At 61.5% G+C, this 15,812-nt stretch carries 27 protein-coding genes; 22 read left to right on the top strand and 5 right to left on the bottom strand.

From position 1 onward, the window contains the following. From ACOOGG_RS01380 to ACOOGG_RS01365, 4 genes are all read right to left on the bottom strand, one after another. Window positions 1-3,258 (bottom strand): hypothetical protein (locus ACOOGG_RS01380; RefSeq protein WP_420431520.1); only part of this gene is annotated, 3,258 nt, incomplete at its 3' end. Further along, a complete protein-coding gene (locus tag ACOOGG_RS01375) occupies window positions 3,258-3,560 on the bottom strand; it encodes a hypothetical protein (RefSeq protein WP_420431518.1) in 303 nt (100 codons plus the stop codon). The genes ACOOGG_RS01375 and ACOOGG_RS01380, both read right to left, overlap by 1 nt. Before the next feature lie 181 nt (window positions 3,561-3,741). Then, window positions 3,742-4,224 carry a hypothetical protein gene (locus tag ACOOGG_RS01370; protein WP_420431516.1) on the bottom strand — a complete coding sequence of 161 codons (483 nt, stop codon included), beginning with the start codon at window positions 4,222-4,224 and terminating at the stop codon, window positions 3,742-3,744. 8 nt (window positions 4,225-4,232) lie between these two features. Further along, window positions 4,233-4,511 (bottom strand): hypothetical protein, encoded by a 279-nt coding sequence (locus ACOOGG_RS01365; protein ID WP_420431514.1) that lies wholly within the window; start codon window positions 4,509-4,511, stop codon window positions 4,233-4,235. Window positions 4,512-4,640: 129 nt separating this feature from the next. On the opposite strand from ACOOGG_RS01365, the gene ACOOGG_RS01360 reads away from it, so the two are divergent. The 4 genes from ACOOGG_RS01360 (at window position 4,641) to ACOOGG_RS01345 (ending at window position 7,631) form a co-directional block, all read left to right on the top strand. Continuing rightward, window positions 4,641-5,222, top strand: coding sequence for a hypothetical protein (locus ACOOGG_RS01360; protein ID WP_420431512.1), 582 nt, complete (start codon window positions 4,641-4,643; stop codon window positions 5,220-5,222). A 698-nt stretch (window positions 5,223-5,920) separates the two neighbouring features. Next, window positions 5,921-6,304, top strand: a complete 384-nt coding sequence (locus ACOOGG_RS01355) for a DUF4326 domain-containing protein (RefSeq protein WP_420431510.1) — start codon at window positions 5,921-5,923, stop codon at window positions 6,302-6,304. 130 nt (window positions 6,305-6,434) lie between these two features. Continuing rightward, a complete protein-coding gene (locus ACOOGG_RS01350; protein ID WP_420431508.1) occupies window positions 6,435-6,782 on the top strand; it encodes a hypothetical protein in 348 nt (115 codons plus the stop codon). A gap of 339 nt (window positions 6,783-7,121) precedes the next feature. Further along, a complete protein-coding gene (locus tag ACOOGG_RS01345) occupies window positions 7,122-7,631 on the top strand; it encodes a single-stranded DNA-binding protein (protein ID WP_420431506.1) in 510 nt (169 codons plus the stop codon). 121 nt (window positions 7,632-7,752) lie between these two features. Here ACOOGG_RS01345 and ACOOGG_RS01340 read toward each other — a convergent pair whose 3' ends face one another. After that, complete coding sequence (locus tag ACOOGG_RS01340; protein WP_420431504.1) at window positions 7,753-7,965, bottom strand: hypothetical protein; 213 nt, start codon at window positions 7,963-7,965, stop codon at window positions 7,753-7,755. A 79-nt stretch (window positions 7,966-8,044) separates the two neighbouring features. On the opposite strand from ACOOGG_RS01340, the gene ACOOGG_RS01335 reads away from it, so the two are divergent. From ACOOGG_RS01335 to ACOOGG_RS01250, 18 genes are all read left to right on the top strand, one after another. After that, on the top strand, window positions 8,045-8,263 hold the full coding sequence (locus ACOOGG_RS01335) for a hypothetical protein (RefSeq protein ID WP_420431502.1): 219 nt from the start codon (window positions 8,045-8,047) through the stop codon (window positions 8,261-8,263). A 91-nt stretch (window positions 8,264-8,354) separates the two neighbouring features. Continuing rightward, on the top strand, window positions 8,355-8,597 hold the full coding sequence (locus ACOOGG_RS01330) for a hypothetical protein (protein WP_420431500.1): 243 nt from the start codon (window positions 8,355-8,357) through the stop codon (window positions 8,595-8,597). Beyond that, window positions 8,594-8,779 carry a hypothetical protein gene (locus ACOOGG_RS01325; protein WP_420431498.1) on the top strand — a complete coding sequence of 62 codons (186 nt, stop codon included), beginning with the start codon at window positions 8,594-8,596 and terminating at the stop codon, window positions 8,777-8,779. The genes ACOOGG_RS01330 and ACOOGG_RS01325 overlap by 4 nt, the downstream gene beginning before the upstream one ends. Continuing rightward, window positions 8,766-9,443, top strand: a complete 678-nt coding sequence (locus ACOOGG_RS01320; RefSeq protein WP_420431496.1) for a hypothetical protein — start codon at window positions 8,766-8,768, stop codon at window positions 9,441-9,443. The genes ACOOGG_RS01325 and ACOOGG_RS01320 overlap by 14 nt, the downstream gene beginning before the upstream one ends. Then, on the top strand, window positions 9,440-10,672 hold the full coding sequence (locus ACOOGG_RS01315; protein WP_420431494.1) for a DEAD/DEAH box helicase: 1,233 nt from the start codon (window positions 9,440-9,442) through the stop codon (window positions 10,670-10,672). Before ACOOGG_RS01320 ends, ACOOGG_RS01315 begins: the two co-directional genes overlap by 4 nt. Next, the gene (locus ACOOGG_RS01310) at window positions 10,669-10,974 is read left to right on the top strand and encodes a hypothetical protein (protein ID WP_420431492.1); all 306 of its coding nucleotides are present in this window, start codon (window positions 10,669-10,671) and stop codon (window positions 10,972-10,974) included. The genes ACOOGG_RS01315 and ACOOGG_RS01310 overlap by 4 nt, the downstream gene beginning before the upstream one ends. After that, window positions 10,971-11,228 (top strand): hypothetical protein, encoded by a 258-nt coding sequence (locus ACOOGG_RS01305; protein WP_420431490.1) that lies wholly within the window; start codon window positions 10,971-10,973, stop codon window positions 11,226-11,228. Before ACOOGG_RS01310 ends, ACOOGG_RS01305 begins: the two co-directional genes overlap by 4 nt. Next, entirely contained in the window at window positions 11,225-11,446 is a 222-nt protein-coding gene (locus ACOOGG_RS01300) for a hypothetical protein (protein WP_420431488.1), read from the top strand. The genes ACOOGG_RS01305 and ACOOGG_RS01300 overlap by 4 nt, the downstream gene beginning before the upstream one ends. Continuing rightward, window positions 11,443-11,613, top strand: a complete 171-nt coding sequence (locus ACOOGG_RS01295) for a hypothetical protein (protein ID WP_420431486.1) — start codon at window positions 11,443-11,445, stop codon at window positions 11,611-11,613. The genes ACOOGG_RS01300 and ACOOGG_RS01295 overlap by 4 nt, the downstream gene beginning before the upstream one ends. Then, window positions 11,606-11,908 (top strand): hypothetical protein, encoded by a 303-nt coding sequence (locus tag ACOOGG_RS01290; RefSeq protein ID WP_420431484.1) that lies wholly within the window; start codon window positions 11,606-11,608, stop codon window positions 11,906-11,908. The genes ACOOGG_RS01295 and ACOOGG_RS01290 overlap by 8 nt, the downstream gene beginning before the upstream one ends. Next, a complete protein-coding gene (locus ACOOGG_RS01285) occupies window positions 11,905-12,084 on the top strand; it encodes a hypothetical protein (RefSeq protein ID WP_420431482.1) in 180 nt (59 codons plus the stop codon). Before ACOOGG_RS01290 ends, ACOOGG_RS01285 begins: the two co-directional genes overlap by 4 nt. Further along, the gene (locus tag ACOOGG_RS01280; protein WP_420431480.1) at window positions 12,081-12,350 is read left to right on the top strand and encodes a hypothetical protein; all 270 of its coding nucleotides are present in this window, start codon (window positions 12,081-12,083) and stop codon (window positions 12,348-12,350) included. The genes ACOOGG_RS01285 and ACOOGG_RS01280 overlap by 4 nt, the downstream gene beginning before the upstream one ends. After that, a complete protein-coding gene (locus ACOOGG_RS01275; RefSeq protein WP_420431478.1) occupies window positions 12,347-12,979 on the top strand; it encodes a hypothetical protein in 633 nt (210 codons plus the stop codon). The genes ACOOGG_RS01280 and ACOOGG_RS01275 overlap by 4 nt, the downstream gene beginning before the upstream one ends. Beyond that, a complete protein-coding gene (locus tag ACOOGG_RS01270) occupies window positions 12,969-13,379 on the top strand; it encodes a hypothetical protein (RefSeq protein ID WP_420431476.1) in 411 nt (136 codons plus the stop codon). The genes ACOOGG_RS01275 and ACOOGG_RS01270 overlap by 11 nt, the downstream gene beginning before the upstream one ends. Further along, window positions 13,372-13,743, top strand: coding sequence for a hypothetical protein (locus ACOOGG_RS01265; protein WP_420431474.1), 372 nt, complete (start codon window positions 13,372-13,374; stop codon window positions 13,741-13,743). The genes ACOOGG_RS01270 and ACOOGG_RS01265 overlap by 8 nt, the downstream gene beginning before the upstream one ends. After that, window positions 13,736-14,083: a hypothetical protein gene (locus ACOOGG_RS01260; protein WP_420431472.1), complete on the top strand. Its 348-nt coding sequence runs from the start codon at window positions 13,736-13,738 to the stop codon at window positions 14,081-14,083. Before ACOOGG_RS01265 ends, ACOOGG_RS01260 begins: the two co-directional genes overlap by 8 nt. Then, entirely contained in the window at window positions 14,080-15,231 is a 1,152-nt protein-coding gene (locus ACOOGG_RS01255; RefSeq protein WP_420431470.1) for a DUF2800 domain-containing protein, read from the top strand. The genes ACOOGG_RS01260 and ACOOGG_RS01255 overlap by 4 nt, the downstream gene beginning before the upstream one ends. Beyond that, complete coding sequence (locus ACOOGG_RS01250) at window positions 15,228-15,785, top strand: ssDNA-binding protein (protein ID WP_420431468.1); 558 nt, start codon at window positions 15,228-15,230, stop codon at window positions 15,783-15,785. Before ACOOGG_RS01255 ends, ACOOGG_RS01250 begins: the two co-directional genes overlap by 4 nt. The last annotated feature ends 27 nt before the right edge of the window (window positions 15,786-15,812 follow it).

Raw genomic sequence — 15,812 nt, 5'->3', positions numbered from 1 at the left:
CGGCTGGGGGACCGAGATCGGGTCCGTGTGGTCCGGCAGATCGCTGGGGTACTTGCCCTTCGTGCTCGTGACACGCCCCAGTATCCTGCCAGCGCCCACCGACACCTCGGCGTCCACGACGTAGTTCGTGCCGCCGATGGCGATCCGCTTCAGGACGTCGCCGTCGGAGCCAGCGGGGTTCGCGGTCACGTTCGCCACCTGCGAGGGCAGCGTCACGGTGTGGTCCGTCCCACCCCGGTCGGTCAGGGTAAGCGTGTTACCCGTGAGCGACAGCCCCACGAAGGAGCCGCTGGCGCTGTCCAGCCGCGTCCACTTGCTGGAGGCGCCGGGCGCACCGTCGGTGTTGATGACGATGGCGTTCGCCACATAGAGGCCACCGGAGTAGGTGACCATCGACCCGGCCTTGTACCACCCCGTCTTCCAGGCACCGGCCCACTGGTGGATGAGCTGGTAGGAGGTATGGACGTTCGGCCCGGCGTTCGGGTTCTTGGTGGTCTGCGCAGTGACGACGTAGACCTGGCTGTCGTGCATCGTGAGGTCGCCCTCGCGGAACACGAAGCTCCCGGGCGTGTCCGTCCACTCGCCCACCCAGCCCTTGAACTTGGCCCGCCAGACCTGGGACGTGGCCTTCCGAAGATCGCCAACAGAGGTGAAGAACGGCACCTCGTCGTTGTCGGATGCGGAGGGGGTGCCATCGGAGAACAGAGACTCGCTGAACGGCGTCGGGTTCGGGATCTCAGAGTCGCGGGCGATGTCGTCCGGGATGTCGGAGTCGGGAACCTGGCCGCCGCCCGTCTGGGCGTACCCCTTGGTCAGGGCACGGACCCTGGCGTCCACCTCAGTCTGCGTGAGCCCGTCGCTCGGGCCGGTGGCCCGGGTAGTGGGCGGTCGGGCGTAGAAGTCCCGGCTGAACGGCGGGTCCTCTGGCGCGGCGCTCCCGTCGGTCCCGTAGACCATCACGAACGTGAAGCCGCCGTTGTTGTTCTCGCGGAAGTGCTCGATCACGGTGTCGAGATCGTCGTCCGTGCTGTACTTGACGAGGATGTTCGGGCCGTCCACCTCGTCTAGCGGGCGGGCCTCAGCCTCGTTGAGCCCCGCCGCGACGAAGTTACGGCCGCCGGACGGCGCGCTCGGTATCCCCGCGTTCCGGACGACGACAGAACCATCGCCCGTGACCACCACGGTATCGGGCGACAGCGGGCGGTTCGACCCCAGCACGTTGTCCCAGGCGTCCTTCAGCTCCGCCAGCGTGGTCCGCGATGCGCCCGTGGTCTCGCTGCCGTGGTAGAAGACGCTGTAGCTCGCCGTGGTCGGGGTGGCCTCAATGAGTGAGACGGTGGGAAGCTGACGGGTGACCGGCCCCCGGCCACCGGAGAGCTGGGCCGTGCTGGACCCAACGCGCAGCTCCAGGGGACCGTCCAACAGGTCGGTCGTGTTGCCGCTCGGGGCCGTGATCGTGAACTGGCTGCCCGAATAGGCGTCGATCAGGTCCTGCACCGTGTCGGTGCGGAGCCACTTGTTGATGTAGAGCGTGTTCGGGTTGAAGTGGAAGTCCGGGCTGTCCGTGACAACCAGGGGCTCCCGGGTGATCTCATCCCTACCGCCAGCGAAGTTGTAGCTGAAGAATTGGCCCGCCGTGCCCTGGACGTCCAGCCTGTGCGTCCCCAGCCCCGTGGTGTTCCCGTTGTCCGTGATCCAGACGTCGCCCGGACTGGTGCCGTCGCCCGCCTGGAACTGGGACAGCTTCGCCACCTCGGCGACGATCTCCGTGAAGGTGTCGTCGGCCAGACAGGTGATCGAGAGCTGGTTGGTGGTGCCGTCGTAGGTGGCCGTGAGCGGGTTCGCGCCCGCCGCGCCACCGGCAAAGGACGGGTTCTGATTCGACCTTGTTGCGTCCGAGGACCCCCAGGTCACTGAAAGCGAGGCGTTGGCCGCAACAACCAGACGGGCACCGAAACGACCGCCGAGTGCAGCCACGCCGTTGGACCCGAAGGCATCCACCATGTCCTGAAGGGTCACGGTCCCGTTGACATGGATCCCCAGGACCGTGCCGCTCCCGACCACGGTGACGCTGTTGGCACCGGGCGAGGCTACCGAACTAAACCCTACGTTGATGGCCCCCGATACCGTCCCGTTGCTGACACTGTCCAGCCTCTCAATGATGAGAGTCCTGGACGCATCGCCCGAGGGAGCCGCCTGGATGGCCCTGATCGGCCGAGAGGGGTCCGTCCTCGTATCCCCCGTAATCACCCGGACCCAGCCGGTGTTCGTGCCCGCGCCAGCTCCACCGCCAGTCAGGTTGCCATCGTAGGGCGCCGACTTGCTGGTACCGGCGTATGTCCCCGAGTTCACGAAGTTGACGGTGGCGGTTCCGTCGAAGGCCCGACCATCTACGTCCGTTGTACCCTCGGCGAACAGGTGCTTCTTGTTGCTCTGGGTGGAATCGGTCGCAGCGTTGATCGCCGCGATGATCTGGTTGATGCTCGTTTGCCCATTCAGGTCCACGATCATGTGGTTCGTGGCACCACCCGAGTTGGTATAGCTGACTTCCGGCGATCCCGCCGTGACGCCCGCGTCATAAAAAAACGAGATCCCGGTCACGCCGTTGCCCTGTACGGTCTGGGTGACCCGGATACGGGCCTTGCTGGCGCTGTAGATGCGGATCACGCGGGACTTGGGGAAATTCGGGGAGCGGATGTCGATCTTCCCGCCCGACGCCCCAGGCCCGCTGTTCCCGTTGAGTCGGACCTTCGCGTTGAGGAGTGACGCCGGGAGTCGGCTGCGGCCACCGATGGTGAGCCAGTCGGTGTTTCCGGCGGCGGCCGTCTTCGCAGAGGTGACCCTGACCGCGCCCCAGTCGATGAACGCACTGCGCGAGTTCACGTCGGGCGCGTCGTACTGGAAGTGGAAGATGTCGTAGGTGTTGACGGTCTCGGGCAGGTGGGTCAACGATTCCACGTCATCGGAGCCCAGCAGCGGGATGTATCCCTTCGCATTTCCGGCTGCCGGGGTATCGAACGTGACCTTCAGCGAGTTGCCGGAGCCCGCGCCCCGATACGACATGGCAGCGCTGACCGCATCTTCACCGACGGTGGCCGCTTCTGCCTGCATGTGCCACGACAGGTCGCCCTGGCGGTGGGAGATGTGGATGCCCTTGTCGTCCTCGCCAGTCTGGCGCAGGAGTCCGCCAATGGCCCCACCGCCGCCACCGCTACCTCCGGTTCCTCCGCCGGTTCCTCCGCCTTTACTGATCGGCATTACCCGGCCCGCCTTACCACCAGGGTCGAGTCGGCGCCGACCGTCCAGGCGTAGATCTCGGTATCACCGGATTTCTGGACCTGGACCGACCCGCGCTCGCGCAACCACTTGTCGGAGATCGAGGAGTGCTGGCGGTTGCCCGCGAGCACCTCGAAGCCGTCCGTGTGGTCCGGATCGGTCGGGGCAGAGGCCAGCTCGTCGAGGTAAATGGGCTCATCGCCCGAGTTCTCGACCTGGTACCAGACGTCCGCGTCGAGGCCCGAAATGGCCTCCGGGGTGCTCGTGACCGTCACTTTCGCCATATCTCACCTCCTGCTGGCAAGGTGGGCTATCGAGGCGGATCCGTCAAGTCAGTCCACCCATCTCAAGTGTTCCACGGCCTCCCAGATACCCCAGAAAAGCAGGCCGCCCAGCGCCACGACCACGATGACGGTGCAGATCGTACCGACCACGAGCATGTGCATCAGCCCCCTACCGAAGCCTTCACCCGGTACCATCAGTGAGCGCCTTTTTCTCGGGAATTTCCTCGAATTCGCCTTCCTGGACGTCCTGGGCCTCTCGGAGGAACTGGGAGAAGACGTCACCGATGGTGATTTCGATCTTCGTGTCCCGTCCTCGGCCGTATTCCTCCGGATTCATCTTTTCGGCCCGTTTGATCATGTTATCGGACCTGGCCCGGGCGAGGCCGATTTCCTGGGTGCTGAGGATCTCTTTTCCGACCAGATCGTCCAGAACGTCGCCGCTGGTGTCCAGAAGGGCCGTTGCGGCCTCTTTTCGGACCTCCTTGATGCGCTCGACGAGGTTCAGCTCGCGTTTCAGCCAGGTCCAGGTCCGCCAGCCGCATTCGAGCTCCTTGATCATCGAGGTCTCGGTCCTGCCGGACATGACCTGTTCCAGGATCCAATCGGAGCCCCCGCGCTTGGAAACCTTCTGTCGGAGGATGTTCAGCTTGGGTCTACCGGCCATTTGACCTCCTAGAAGTGCGCTTCGAGGAGGTTCAGGGCCGCAGCCAGGTTCCGAAGCTCGTCGCTGCCCATCCTGGACCCGCGGGCCCCGATATGGTTCTTGATCTCCAGGACGAGCTCTTTGACCGTCTCAGAGAACAGAAGCGGGTTGTCGAGGCGCCGGTAGTGCTCCACCCGGACTGCATCCTGATACTGTTTCTCGGCCTTGGCCGCGCTGACCAGGGCCGAGGCGGCGTCGGCGGTGTCGAGGGTCCTCGTGTCGATGTTGGGGAGGTTTTTCGGGTCCATGGGTCTTCCTTTCCTGGGGGGGTGGGGGGTGTGCCCCAAAAGTGGCGGACTTGACGCGGGAAGTCAAATGCCCCAGCTTCTCCGTCCCCATTTCCATCCACCTACGCGCACCCGCGCAGAGGAGCGACCATGCTGTTCAGAACACCCGATCTACCCCCCGCGAACTACGAAGCCTGCCCCGCCGACTTCGGCCAGCTCGTCGCCAACGCGACCGCTCTCGCCGAGGGGTCGGAAAACTTCCAACAGAGGCCCGGATGGGCCGCGGAATCGTTCATTCCGTGCCTCTGTTGCGCTGGCAAGGGCTGCGAGTGCTGCGACGACGAGGGCGGCCACCTGCAGGACATTCAGGACCCGAGATCCGTCCGGGAGGGCTGCTTTTCGTGCGGTTCGACCGGATTGAAGCTCTCGACAGACCCGGAAACCGGAAAAAGCCCGAAATGCAGCCTCTGCAACGGGCATGGGTACCACATGACGGTCAGAGCGACCGGGCAGGGCGCGTTCGGGCCGAAGAGTACGCTTTCGGAAGGTGAAAAAGTCCGAAATGCCGTCGATTACGCCATCGAAACCGAAGGTTTCGTCGTCCTGGGCCGAATTGCCGAGGATGTCGGGGTCGAGAACAGCGTCGTGGCCCGGATCTGCAAGGCCAAGGGCCTCGTGAACCGGAAAATCCTTCGGGGAGGGTCCCGTTTTCGCGCTTGGACACCGAAATAAAGCCGAAAACCCATGGACACCACCGGGTCACCCCCCACAGCTCACAAGGGGCCCCCCTAAGTGACCCGGTGTAACACCCCCCTTAAGGGGGTGTCACACCGGGTCCACTTTTAACGGGTCACCCCAGTGCCGGTGGGCACCTCGTGGTCGGGGATGCTGAGAGAACCCAGATTTTTTTCTGAAAATTCTCGGATCGGTGTGCATCTGGGGCCCCCGCCCTTCTTCCCCCCAAAGTCCCCCGCCCCCGGGGGCCACCGCCCCCTCGCTTCGCTCGGGGGCTACGGCCTTCGGCCGCCGTGCCTGCGGCACGGTGTGGCCCCCGGCCCCCCTCCCCCACCGCCCCACTGCACCGCACCCTCGCTTCGCTCGGGTGCCTGGCCTGCGGCCAGTGGCCCTACGGGCCAGGTGCAGTGCCCCACCCCACTGCAACACAGCCGTAGCCTCCTACGCCCCTGTGTATCCATTGCTGCCTGTGTTGCTGGGGCTACCCTACGGCCATAGGCTTGAGGCCCATGGCCTATGTGGCCAAGACCATCGCATCCTCTGTCTACTGTGTGGTCCACTGCTACCCATGCTGTAGTGCATGATACATGGGCCACTGCCTACCACACTCGTAGCCTCTGTGCTGTGTGGTAGTGGTGAGCCGAGAGAGGTGGATGGCTCTCTTGGGAACAGCAGTACCATCGTACCATCCAGACATGGAGGATGACATGGCAGTAGTAAGCATGAGGGGCAACGGCCTGCCGCAGGGCGCTGTCCGCATCGATCGCAGGACGAAGTGGGGCAACCCCTTCGTGATCGGCAGGGATGGCACCCGCGAGGAGGTCATCGAGCAGTATCGGCATTGGCTGTGGGCTGAGCTGAAGGCCGGACGAATCACCATCGTCGAGCTGGCCAAGCTGGCCGAGAAGGATCTGGCCTGCTGGTGCGCCCCGAAGCCCTGCCATGGCGAGGTGCTCCAGCGCGCCGCTGCCTGGGCTGCCAGGCAGATGCGCCACGAAGCCTTCGAGCTCGCACTCGGACCGCCGCCCCCGCCGTCCGGGAAGGGCATCCTCGGCGAGCCTTTGGCGAAGCAGGGGTGAGGGGAGCGGGGTGGATGGAGATTGTTGGTAGCCAGCGGGTATCCAGGCCCACTCGGGTTCGACTCCCGACGCTGGCGTCCCATGCCCCAGGCGCGAGGGCTGAATCGCGTCGCAACCGAAGGAGTATCGCATGAACCGCACACCCAGCGGCAGTATCGTCATCGCAGCCATCCTCGGAGCCATCGTGGTCATCATGGCCTTCGAGCTGGCGGACACGAAGCAGCAGCTCACCGCGACCCAGGCTGAGCTGTCCTCCCTGCAGGCCGAGTGGCAGAATCTGGCTCGCAGGCAGGCTGAGGAACTCGCGGGCAAGGTCGGCGGGGCAGCCGAAGACGGCTGGTCGAGGGCCGGAGAGGCCGCGAAGGACGCGTGGAACGGCATTGGGCGCGGGCTCACCAGCATGTTCGAGGCCATCGGCAGCGTTGGTAGCGAGGATCCGCCGACGGCACCGGACACCGCACTCCACGAGCAGGGCTGAGGACCAGCCGGGGCAGGTAGGCTCGCAAGGGCCTACCTGCCCCGGCTTTTCTTTCGCCGCGAAGAAGTCTTCCTCTAGCCATGCAGCCGCAACTTCATCTCGTCAGGGCTTCAGATACGTCAGGGATTCAGTCAGAAACGGGAGACCAGAGTTCCTCAGAGATCAAAGGGGCGAGGCTAGCCGGGCGCCCGCTGGATTGGTAGGTAGTGGTGAGGGTAGGGGGGTGGATGGGTATATTGGGGGGTAGCAGGCTGAGCCCCTGGTGCTTTCCGCTGTGGCAACGCAGCGTGTAGGAATAGATCGAATGGGCCTTCATTCATCTGACAAAGGAGTCACATCATGGCCCGCAGTTTCGCTCGTGTCCAGATTCTCGGTAATCTGGGCAACAACCCTGAACTCAGCGTCCATGCCACCAAGAAGGACGCTCAGGGTAACCCGCTCCGCATCGCCCGGTTCTCCGTGGCGACCGACCGCCCGATCAATGGCGGCCAGGACTCGAAGACTGACTGGCACTATCTGGTCGCCTTCAACGGCCTCGCCGACATCGTTCGGAACCTGCTCCAGAAAGGGACTCGCGTCCTCGTGAGAGCCAACCTCCAGTATTCGACGTATGAGAAGGATGGCGTCGAACGCAGGAACGCCGATCTCATCGCGCAGGAGATCGAGGCGCTGTCTGGGCTGAAGCCCAGGGAAGAGGAGGTCCCTGCCGCCCAGCAGGGCACCAAGCCCGCGAAGGCCAATGGCCAGACCGGCAGCAGGGTGGACCGCCTTGAGGCCATGGTGGAAGCCTTGCTCGGACAGCAGAGCCAGCAGAACCAGGCCAGCACGGTGAACGACCTGCCGTACTAGCCTGACGAGCCCGACGAAGGGGATGGTAGCCGTGGCAGCATCGCGGCTACCATCCCCTTTTTCGTGGACGACAGAGGGTGTCACAGCAGTAGACGCAGAGAAGTTGAATCCTTCAGGAGAACTAACCATGACCATCGCAGAGCTCATCGAGCAATTCCTTCAGGAACTCGCCGACAGCAACCTCCATCACACTGACATCGAGGAGATTACCAATGCCTTCGCCTAAGTCCATCAGGCAGTTCAGGAAGGACATCAGGGCCGCCAACATGACCCGCGAATCCGTCAGGCTCAATGCCCAGCGCATCGCGCAGTCCTGGGGCGCCCGGATCACCATCGGAGGACAGCATGTCTAGCCACCGTCCCCCGAACGACCGCCGCATCTTCATCCCCCGCATCAGGAAGCTGTACGCCTGATGTCCTATCACTCATTCGATCCCTCGCTCGCCACCGAGGCGGGCGGGGGATCGTTCGAGGTCTTCCACTCAGATGAACACTTCATCGAATATGAAGACCGAGACATGGATCGTGGATGGTATTGGTGGGCCTGCTTCCCTGGATGCCTGCCAGACGGAGACCCGTTCGGCCCATTCGAGACCGAAGAGGAAGCCGTCAGGGATGCTCAGGAATGGTAACACTCAGGGGCAAAGACATCAGGCGAGCAGTCACGTTCGATGACTACACGATCATCGAGCTGAAGGACGGCCGGGTCATCAAGGTCAAGGCATGAAGCCACACACACCGAGACCATGGGTGTACGTTCTCGAAGGGGCCGAAGACCGAGGGATGGTCTGGTCAGGAGTTGCTCCGATATGCACTCTCGAACAATGGAACGATGCCAATGGACACCTCATCGCCGCCGCGCCCGACATGCTCACAGCGCTCGAAGAGCTCTGTGGTCTGTGGGATGACGAGACGTGGAGCAAAGCCAAAGCAGCCATCGCCAAAGCCAAAGGAGAAACAGAATGAACGAGACAAAGAAAGCCTACGACCTGATCACCGAAGGTCTTCAGTTGGTTCAAGAAGGCCTTCGGCGGATGCCAGCCCACCACATCGACCCCATGACTCGCCAGCGAGGCCGGTTCAGGGCTCAGGAGATCTTCGGGATCGCGACCGAGGCCATCGAGAAGGACAGACATGAAGACACGTGAGATGAACATCCCGTTCGATGGATTCTATCAGTCCATCTCGGACAGCGCCATCGACGACATAGCCTATGGCTTCCTGGACACGGAGGAGCAGGGTGAGCCGAACTGGGACCTGGTGAACCACTGCTGTCATGGCTTCAACTGGGGCGCGGCCCAAGAAGCTTGGTGCGAGGCATATCTCTACAACCTGAAGATGTTCATCGAACACGAATGCCCGACGCCAGTCCATCAGGCAGAAGGCTGGGACGAGAGCTTCAGGTTCGCAGGTATCGACTCTCCCCAGTTCTACAACTTCACGACGGACAGGCTGTTCGCCAACGTCGCATGGCCGGTCGTCAGGCGGATCTACAGTAACACGAAGGCAGAATCACTGACAGGCTGCGCCAAAGAAATGTTCACCTCTCGGTCTGGGTTCTGCTCTTTCTACGACCCTGACTGGACAGAGTGGGACAAACTGAAGGAATGGGATCACAACCAGCTCGGGTGCCTGTTCAGAGCGTTCCTGTACGACCACGGCTGGGACATGCAGGAGGCCCTCTCGGACCTCTACGACGCCAGCTATGAGCTGGGCATCGAGGATGCTGTGCTCGATGGCGCCACGAGCGAGGTCACGCGGTGCATCAAGATCGCCGACTACCTCAGGGAGAGGCAGTACAGGGTAGCATGATCGAGCTCTATCCATATCAGGAACAGGGAGCACAGTTCCTGAGAGAGAGAAGGTTCGCCTATCTGGCCGATGGCATGGGGCTGGGAAAGACCGCTCAGGCCATCAGAGGAGCCTGTGACACGGGCTTCACCCACTTCATCGTGGTCGCGCCAGCCTCACTCATCCCGAACTGGAGAACAGAGATCCAGCGGTTCAGGGCCAGGCCCACCGCGCAGTTCCATCTCATGTCCTATGCCAGTCTCAAGAACTACCAGGCCACGCAGAACCCGAGCAGTACGCCTCTTGTCATTTTCGATGAGGCGCACTATATCAAGAACCCTGAGAGCCTGAGGACTCAGGCTGCGCTCATCATGATCGAGGAGTATGGGAGTGCTTGGTTCCTCTCGGGTACACCGATGCCCAATGACCCATCAGAGCTCTGGATACCGGCCAAGGTAGCAGGCCTGACCGAGATGAGCTACCATCGCTGGCGGACCAGGTATTGCCGGATCCAGAAGTACAGCATCACCGTAAACACCCGATGGGGGCCCAGGCAGCGTCAGGTCGAGAGGGTCAATGGCGTGAGACACAAGAAAGAGCTGAAGGAGATGTTCCTCGAAGGAGAGCAGTTCATGCTTCGCAGGACGCTGGACAACATCAGACTGCAGCTCCCACCGCTGCGCGTCGAGACCACCTCCTTGCCCATGTCCGGCACACATAGGTCCGACGAAATAGATCGTTGGACCGACACGTTGGACCAGGACTGGACCAGAGCGATGAAGATGATCGGACTGGAGAAGATCCTGCCCATTGTCCAGATGGTCGAGGCAGAGTTCCGAGACCAGAATCGCAGACACCTCGTCATCATGGCGAAGCACCTTGAGGTGATCGACAAAGTCGAACATGCCCTGAAGATGCGCAGTGTCACCCCCTACAAGATCACCGGGAGAATCCCGGTTGAGAAGAGGACCAAGATCATCGACCAGTGGCGCCAGGAACCCGGTGTGCTCATCGTGCAGCAGGACGCAGGTGGCACCGGGCTGAACCTGCAGCAGGCCAACGAGATCATCCTCATGGAGCCTGGCTGGTCGCCCGACCTGAACCTCCAGGCGATCAAGAGGATCCACCGCATCGGGCAGAAGGAGCCATGCCGCGCTCGCATGTTCTTCATGCCCGGTACCAGAGACAGAAACGTCATCGAGGCACTTGCCAACAAGATGGAAATGCAAAAGGAGGTAGGAATCGCATGAAGATCACAGTATACCAGCACCACATCGACGACGGAACACCCCGGAATACCAAGTGCTGCCCGGTAGCACTGGCCATCAAGGATATGTACTCCCACTGTGATGATGTAGTCCCCAGGGTGGAATCAGACTTCATCAGGGTCTATCTGCGAAATGGCAAGATGGGTTACGAGAGGCATTACGAGATGCCGGACGAAGTCGCTGATTTCATCTCCTTCTTCGATGACGGTGATGACGTCGAGCCATTCGCATTCGAGCTGGAGGAATACATTCCCAAGCTCATCTACACCGAGGGGGGAGCATGAAGATCGAAGTCACGCAGGATCACATCGACCAGGGGTTCCGTAAGTCTTGCCGAGGTTGCCCGGTAGCACGAGCTATCTGTGACGCCTATCCCGGAGAGCCGATAGTCCTCGTAGATGGCGCTGATGTAATGGTCTACGAGGAAGACCAGACAAGCGTTCTTTATGATCTTCCGCTTGAAGCAGTCCTCTTCATCAAGGATTACGACGTGAGGAACCCCGTAGAGCCGTTCACATTCACATTGGAGGAAGCATGAAGAGGATCAAAGTCGCTGCCAACATCAAGACCAAGGGACGCGAGCAGGAGGTAGCCGAGATCAGCGTGAGGCGCCTGCTGATCTGGGCTGACGACGCCCACGAACGCAAGTGGGGATACCCCATCCCCGATGAGACCAGGCTGAGTAAGGTCGATCAGGCGATGGACATGCTGGCCGACGACATCGAACTCTATCTGATTTCGGAGGGACTGATATGAGCAAGCAATCATGGAACAGAGTGGTACTGAAGGAGGCGGTCGCAGCCATGATCGTCTACGAGACAGAGCTGGAGAAGCCACATCCCCGATGGATCAAGCAGGTGGTCAACAGGATCGCCAGTCTCGCGCTGGAGCCCACACCCTATCCGGAGGCGTTCAGTGAGTGACATGCACCCTGTGGACCAGGAACGGTTCGACATCGCAAGCGAGTACATCAACAGGATCGAACACCTGTACGGGGACATTCCCGATGAAGAGGACTACTTCGAGTCCTTCGGCTGGACCAGAAACACGGAATGTCACTCTAGGTTCACTTTCCCCCGAAACACCCTAGACCTGGGCGACTATCGGGACAACGTCCGGGATGCGATCAACGACCTGCACACCGCCCTGGAACGAATGGTAGACCGTCTCGAAGAGATTCGAGAAGAACTCATGGAACAAGAGGAGGAGGAAGAATGATCCGTCTCATCCACTGCAAGACACGGAAGAGGATCACCGTGAATCCCAAGAACATCTCATTCCTCTGGCCGGGGAATGACGACGGCCACACCAGAATCACCTTCGTCAATGGCTACGAGATGTGGGTAGACCACCTGCCGGAGGAGATCATCGCAGCCATGGAGGCAAACGCATGAAGATCGAAGTCACGCAGGATCACATCGACACAGGATTGCGCAGGAACTGCCATCAATGCCCTGTAGCTCTCGCCATCAGTGACGTCTTCCCTGGATCACGTGTCAACGTCGGAGGGGTCGATGTAGACATCGTCCAGCCAGACTTTACCGAGATCTACTTCTGTCTCCCAGAGAAAGTAGAGTATTTCATCATGCACTTCGACAGAGGGCTGACGGTCAAGCCATTCACCTTTGCAGTAGAGCCGAAAGAGGGGGAAAACGCATGAACACCGAGAAAATGCTAGAGCTCGCCGATTACATCGAGAACGAAGTCGAGGTCGTTGACATGGAGCAGTGGCTCGATCCCTACCACGACCAGATCCTGGATATGCAGGTGATGCTCGAAGAACACGACGCCTTCGAGGCCATCAGTACCGAGTCCATCAAGGAACAGTACGACTTCTGTGGGACGCCAGCCTGCATCGCAGGACACTGCGTCCTCTACTTCGAGCCCAAGATGGCTACGGGGGCTCACGGTAGCATCCAGAAGGCAGCCGAGAGGATCCTGGGGCTTGAAGACCTCTCCGAGGCCAACACGATCTTCGGCTTATTCGGGAACAGCGTCCCGGACGCTCTCACTCCGCCCAGGCTGGCCGCTAAGTATCTGCGGGAAGTAGTGAAGAACCACCTCAACCGCCTTGACGCCCCGGACTGGCCGACGTTCATCAAGGACGAGATCTTTGCGAATAAGCACTGGGATGGCGAAGAGTGCTGTTCTTGCCACGATGCAGCCAAGATCGAGGTCGAGTTCATCGACGATCATCTGAGTGACGTGGCCTACTTCTGCGACACCTGCTCCCCGGTTTTCGTGGACGAGATGGTCGAGACAGATGAGGATCCGTACTATGACTACTGATAAGAGCCCCTACCAGAACTTCCAGGAGTACTGCGAGACCGTGGCGAAGGACATCGTCGATGATGTCCGTGAGGAGATGCTGGGCGATGGCTGGGATCCCGACGAGGATGAATTCCGCGACCGTCTACGCGAGATGGCTGATGAGCGCGTCTGGGAGGATGCCGACGGCTCGCACTACGCCATCTATCCCAAGGCTGCTCTGGCGCTCATCTCTGATGTGCCGATGTACGACCACATCGAGGAACATGCGATGGAAGACATCGAAGACATGGGAGGATTCGGCCAGGGCAAGAGTTTCTGGGACATAGTCTCGATGATCGGCTTCGTCATGACCAGGATCCGCGTTGCGGAGAATGTCGAGGAGCTCATTTCCGAACAAAAGGAGAGAGAAGATGACTGACCAGAAGAACGACCTGATCGAGCGCTGGGTCGAGGCCCTGCGTTCCGGAGAGTACGAGCAGGGCCAGAGAAAGCTGCGGTCCCACGATGACCAGTACTGCCCTCTCGGGGTTCTGTGCGATCTCGTGGATCCAGACGGCTGGAACAAGGGTGGCGAAGCTTTCGTCGCGCATCGTGACCTGACACACTCGCCGGGCCTGAGGGTGCAGAAGGAGCTCGAGGCGGCCCTGGGACCTAAGTGGACCAAGGACCCTTTCTGGGACACCGATGACTGGTTGACCAGCCTCATGGATCTCAACGATGCCAAGGGGTGGACCTTCGAGCAGATCGCCGACGCCTTGGAGCAGGACTTCCTAAATGACTGACCAGAACGACCTGATCGAGCGCTGGGTCGAGGCCCTGAGGTCCGGAGACTACCAGCAGGGGATAAGGTTCCTGCGGAACACGAATGACAACTACTGCTGTCTTGGCGTCCTGTGCGACCTGGTGGACCCCAAAGGCTGGGGCCCTCCAAGAGAGGAATGGGTCGGACACACGGGCTCGGCCTCGACTCCGTCCCCGGAAGTCGGGGGGGTACTGGAAGAGGCCATAGAAGGGAGTGGCTGGGAAACAGAGGATCTCTGCTATCAACTCATGAAGGCCAACGACAAGCTGTTCTGGGACTTCGACAAGATCGCCGACTTCCTGGAGAAGGAGCTTCTGTGAAGATCCAGGTCTATAGCAGCCACCACACCAGGATCAGCCCGTCCGGCGCCCACCGCTGGCTGAACTGTCCGAGCTCCGTCTTCCTTCCCCACCTGGGGGAGGAAGGGGAGTCCGAGGCGGCGTGGAACGGCACGCTCATGCACGCTGCAGCCGCCAAGGCCATCATCCAGAGGCTGAGGCCCTCGGTCATGGTCGGGGCCACGTTCACGAAGTCCAACGAGAACGGGGGCTGGGAGGACCTGCCGGACACCTTCACGCCAGAGATGGCCGAGACCATCCGGCCCTACGTCGAGTACTGCAGAGAGATGGCCAGTGTCCTGGGTGACAAGGAGGCCTTCGTATGGGAGGTCGAGATGCCGCTCGACTTCGACTTCCTCCTGGGCAAGGCTGAAGCGGTTCGGGGTACAGCGGACTTCGTGGCCTGGGACAGGGCCAATGGCCTGCTACACATCGTTGACCTGAAGACAGGCCATTGGCCTGTGTCCCCTGTTGACAACCCGCAGCTCATGCTATATGCGATGGGCGCCGCCAAGGCCATCGCCAATGCAGACCCCAGGTTCATCACAGAGCCGACCAGGAGGGTGACATTCACCATCGTGCAGCCCAAGGCCGGTGGCGTCCAGTCCGTGACGGTGGACGTGTCGAAGGAGCTGAGGGTTTTCTTCAACCAGGTCATGGAAGCGACGGATGCTCTGGACAGGGCGATGAAGGACCCCGAGGCCCATGTCGTGGAGGGACTGTGGTGCAAGTTCTGCCCGGCGGCCGCAGCCTGTCCGGCGAAGCTGGGCAACGCGGTGGAGTTCGTCGAGCTCATGGCCCAGTCACCGCAGGACATGGGCGATAGAGAGGTGGCCAGACTGCTGGAGCTGGCACCCGATGTAAACCTTTGGATCAAGGAGGCCAAGAGAGAGGCCGTCAAGAGGAACGGAGTTCCGGGGTGGAGGATCGCGCCACCCCGGAGGAAGCGGGTGTGGAAGGACGCTACGGCGGCGGAGAGGTATCTGGCCGCCAATGGGGTCAAGACCCCCATCCCCTCACCCGCGCAAGCGATCAAGAAGCACACGGTACCAGACGACCTGTGGCACTGGGAAGCAACGGGCTCCCAGCGCCTCGTTAGAGACGACAGCCCGTTCGGAGACCAAGCATGAAAGCCAAGCACTTCATCACCACCCCCGAGGGGGAGCTCCACTTCCCCAACCTCTTCGAGCCCGAGGAGTTCATGAACAAGCGCCACTACTCGGCGCGGATCGTGTTCCACGTGCCGAAGGGCGACAAGTCCCTGCATCCCATCGTGAACTGCATCCGGGATGCGGCCAAGGACCAGTGGGGTGCCGACACCCCGGCCAGCCTGAAGGCCAAGCTCCCTCTGAAGTGGGACGATGAGCGTGAGCAGTACTTCATCACCGCTCGCAGGACGGCGAAGATCGGTCCGCCTACGATCTTCGATGCGCAGAACAAGCCGATCACCCAGGATGACGAGCACGTGATGTACCCTGGGTGCCGGGTCCGGATGTATCTGAGGGCCCATGCCTACGACTATCCCGGCAGCCAGGGCGTGGCTCTGCTGCTGGAGTCGGTCCAGCGCCTGGGCGACGGCGAGCCCATCGGAGTCGCCACCGTCGATCCGGACAAGATGTTCGGCCCGGCGGAGCAGAACGACGGCTCCCACACTCCGCCTGACGACGATCCCTTCCCCTTCTAGGGGTTCATCCCCCTCCGGGGCCTACGG

Origin of the sequence: Candidatus Poriferisocius sp. (genome assembly GCF_965214065.1) — a bacterium.
GTDB lineage: Bacteria > Actinomycetota > Acidimicrobiia > Acidimicrobiales > Bin134 > Poriferisocius.
The sequence above is the reverse complement of the archived record's forward strand: the minus strand, read 5'-3'. Positions and strand labels throughout refer to the sequence as shown.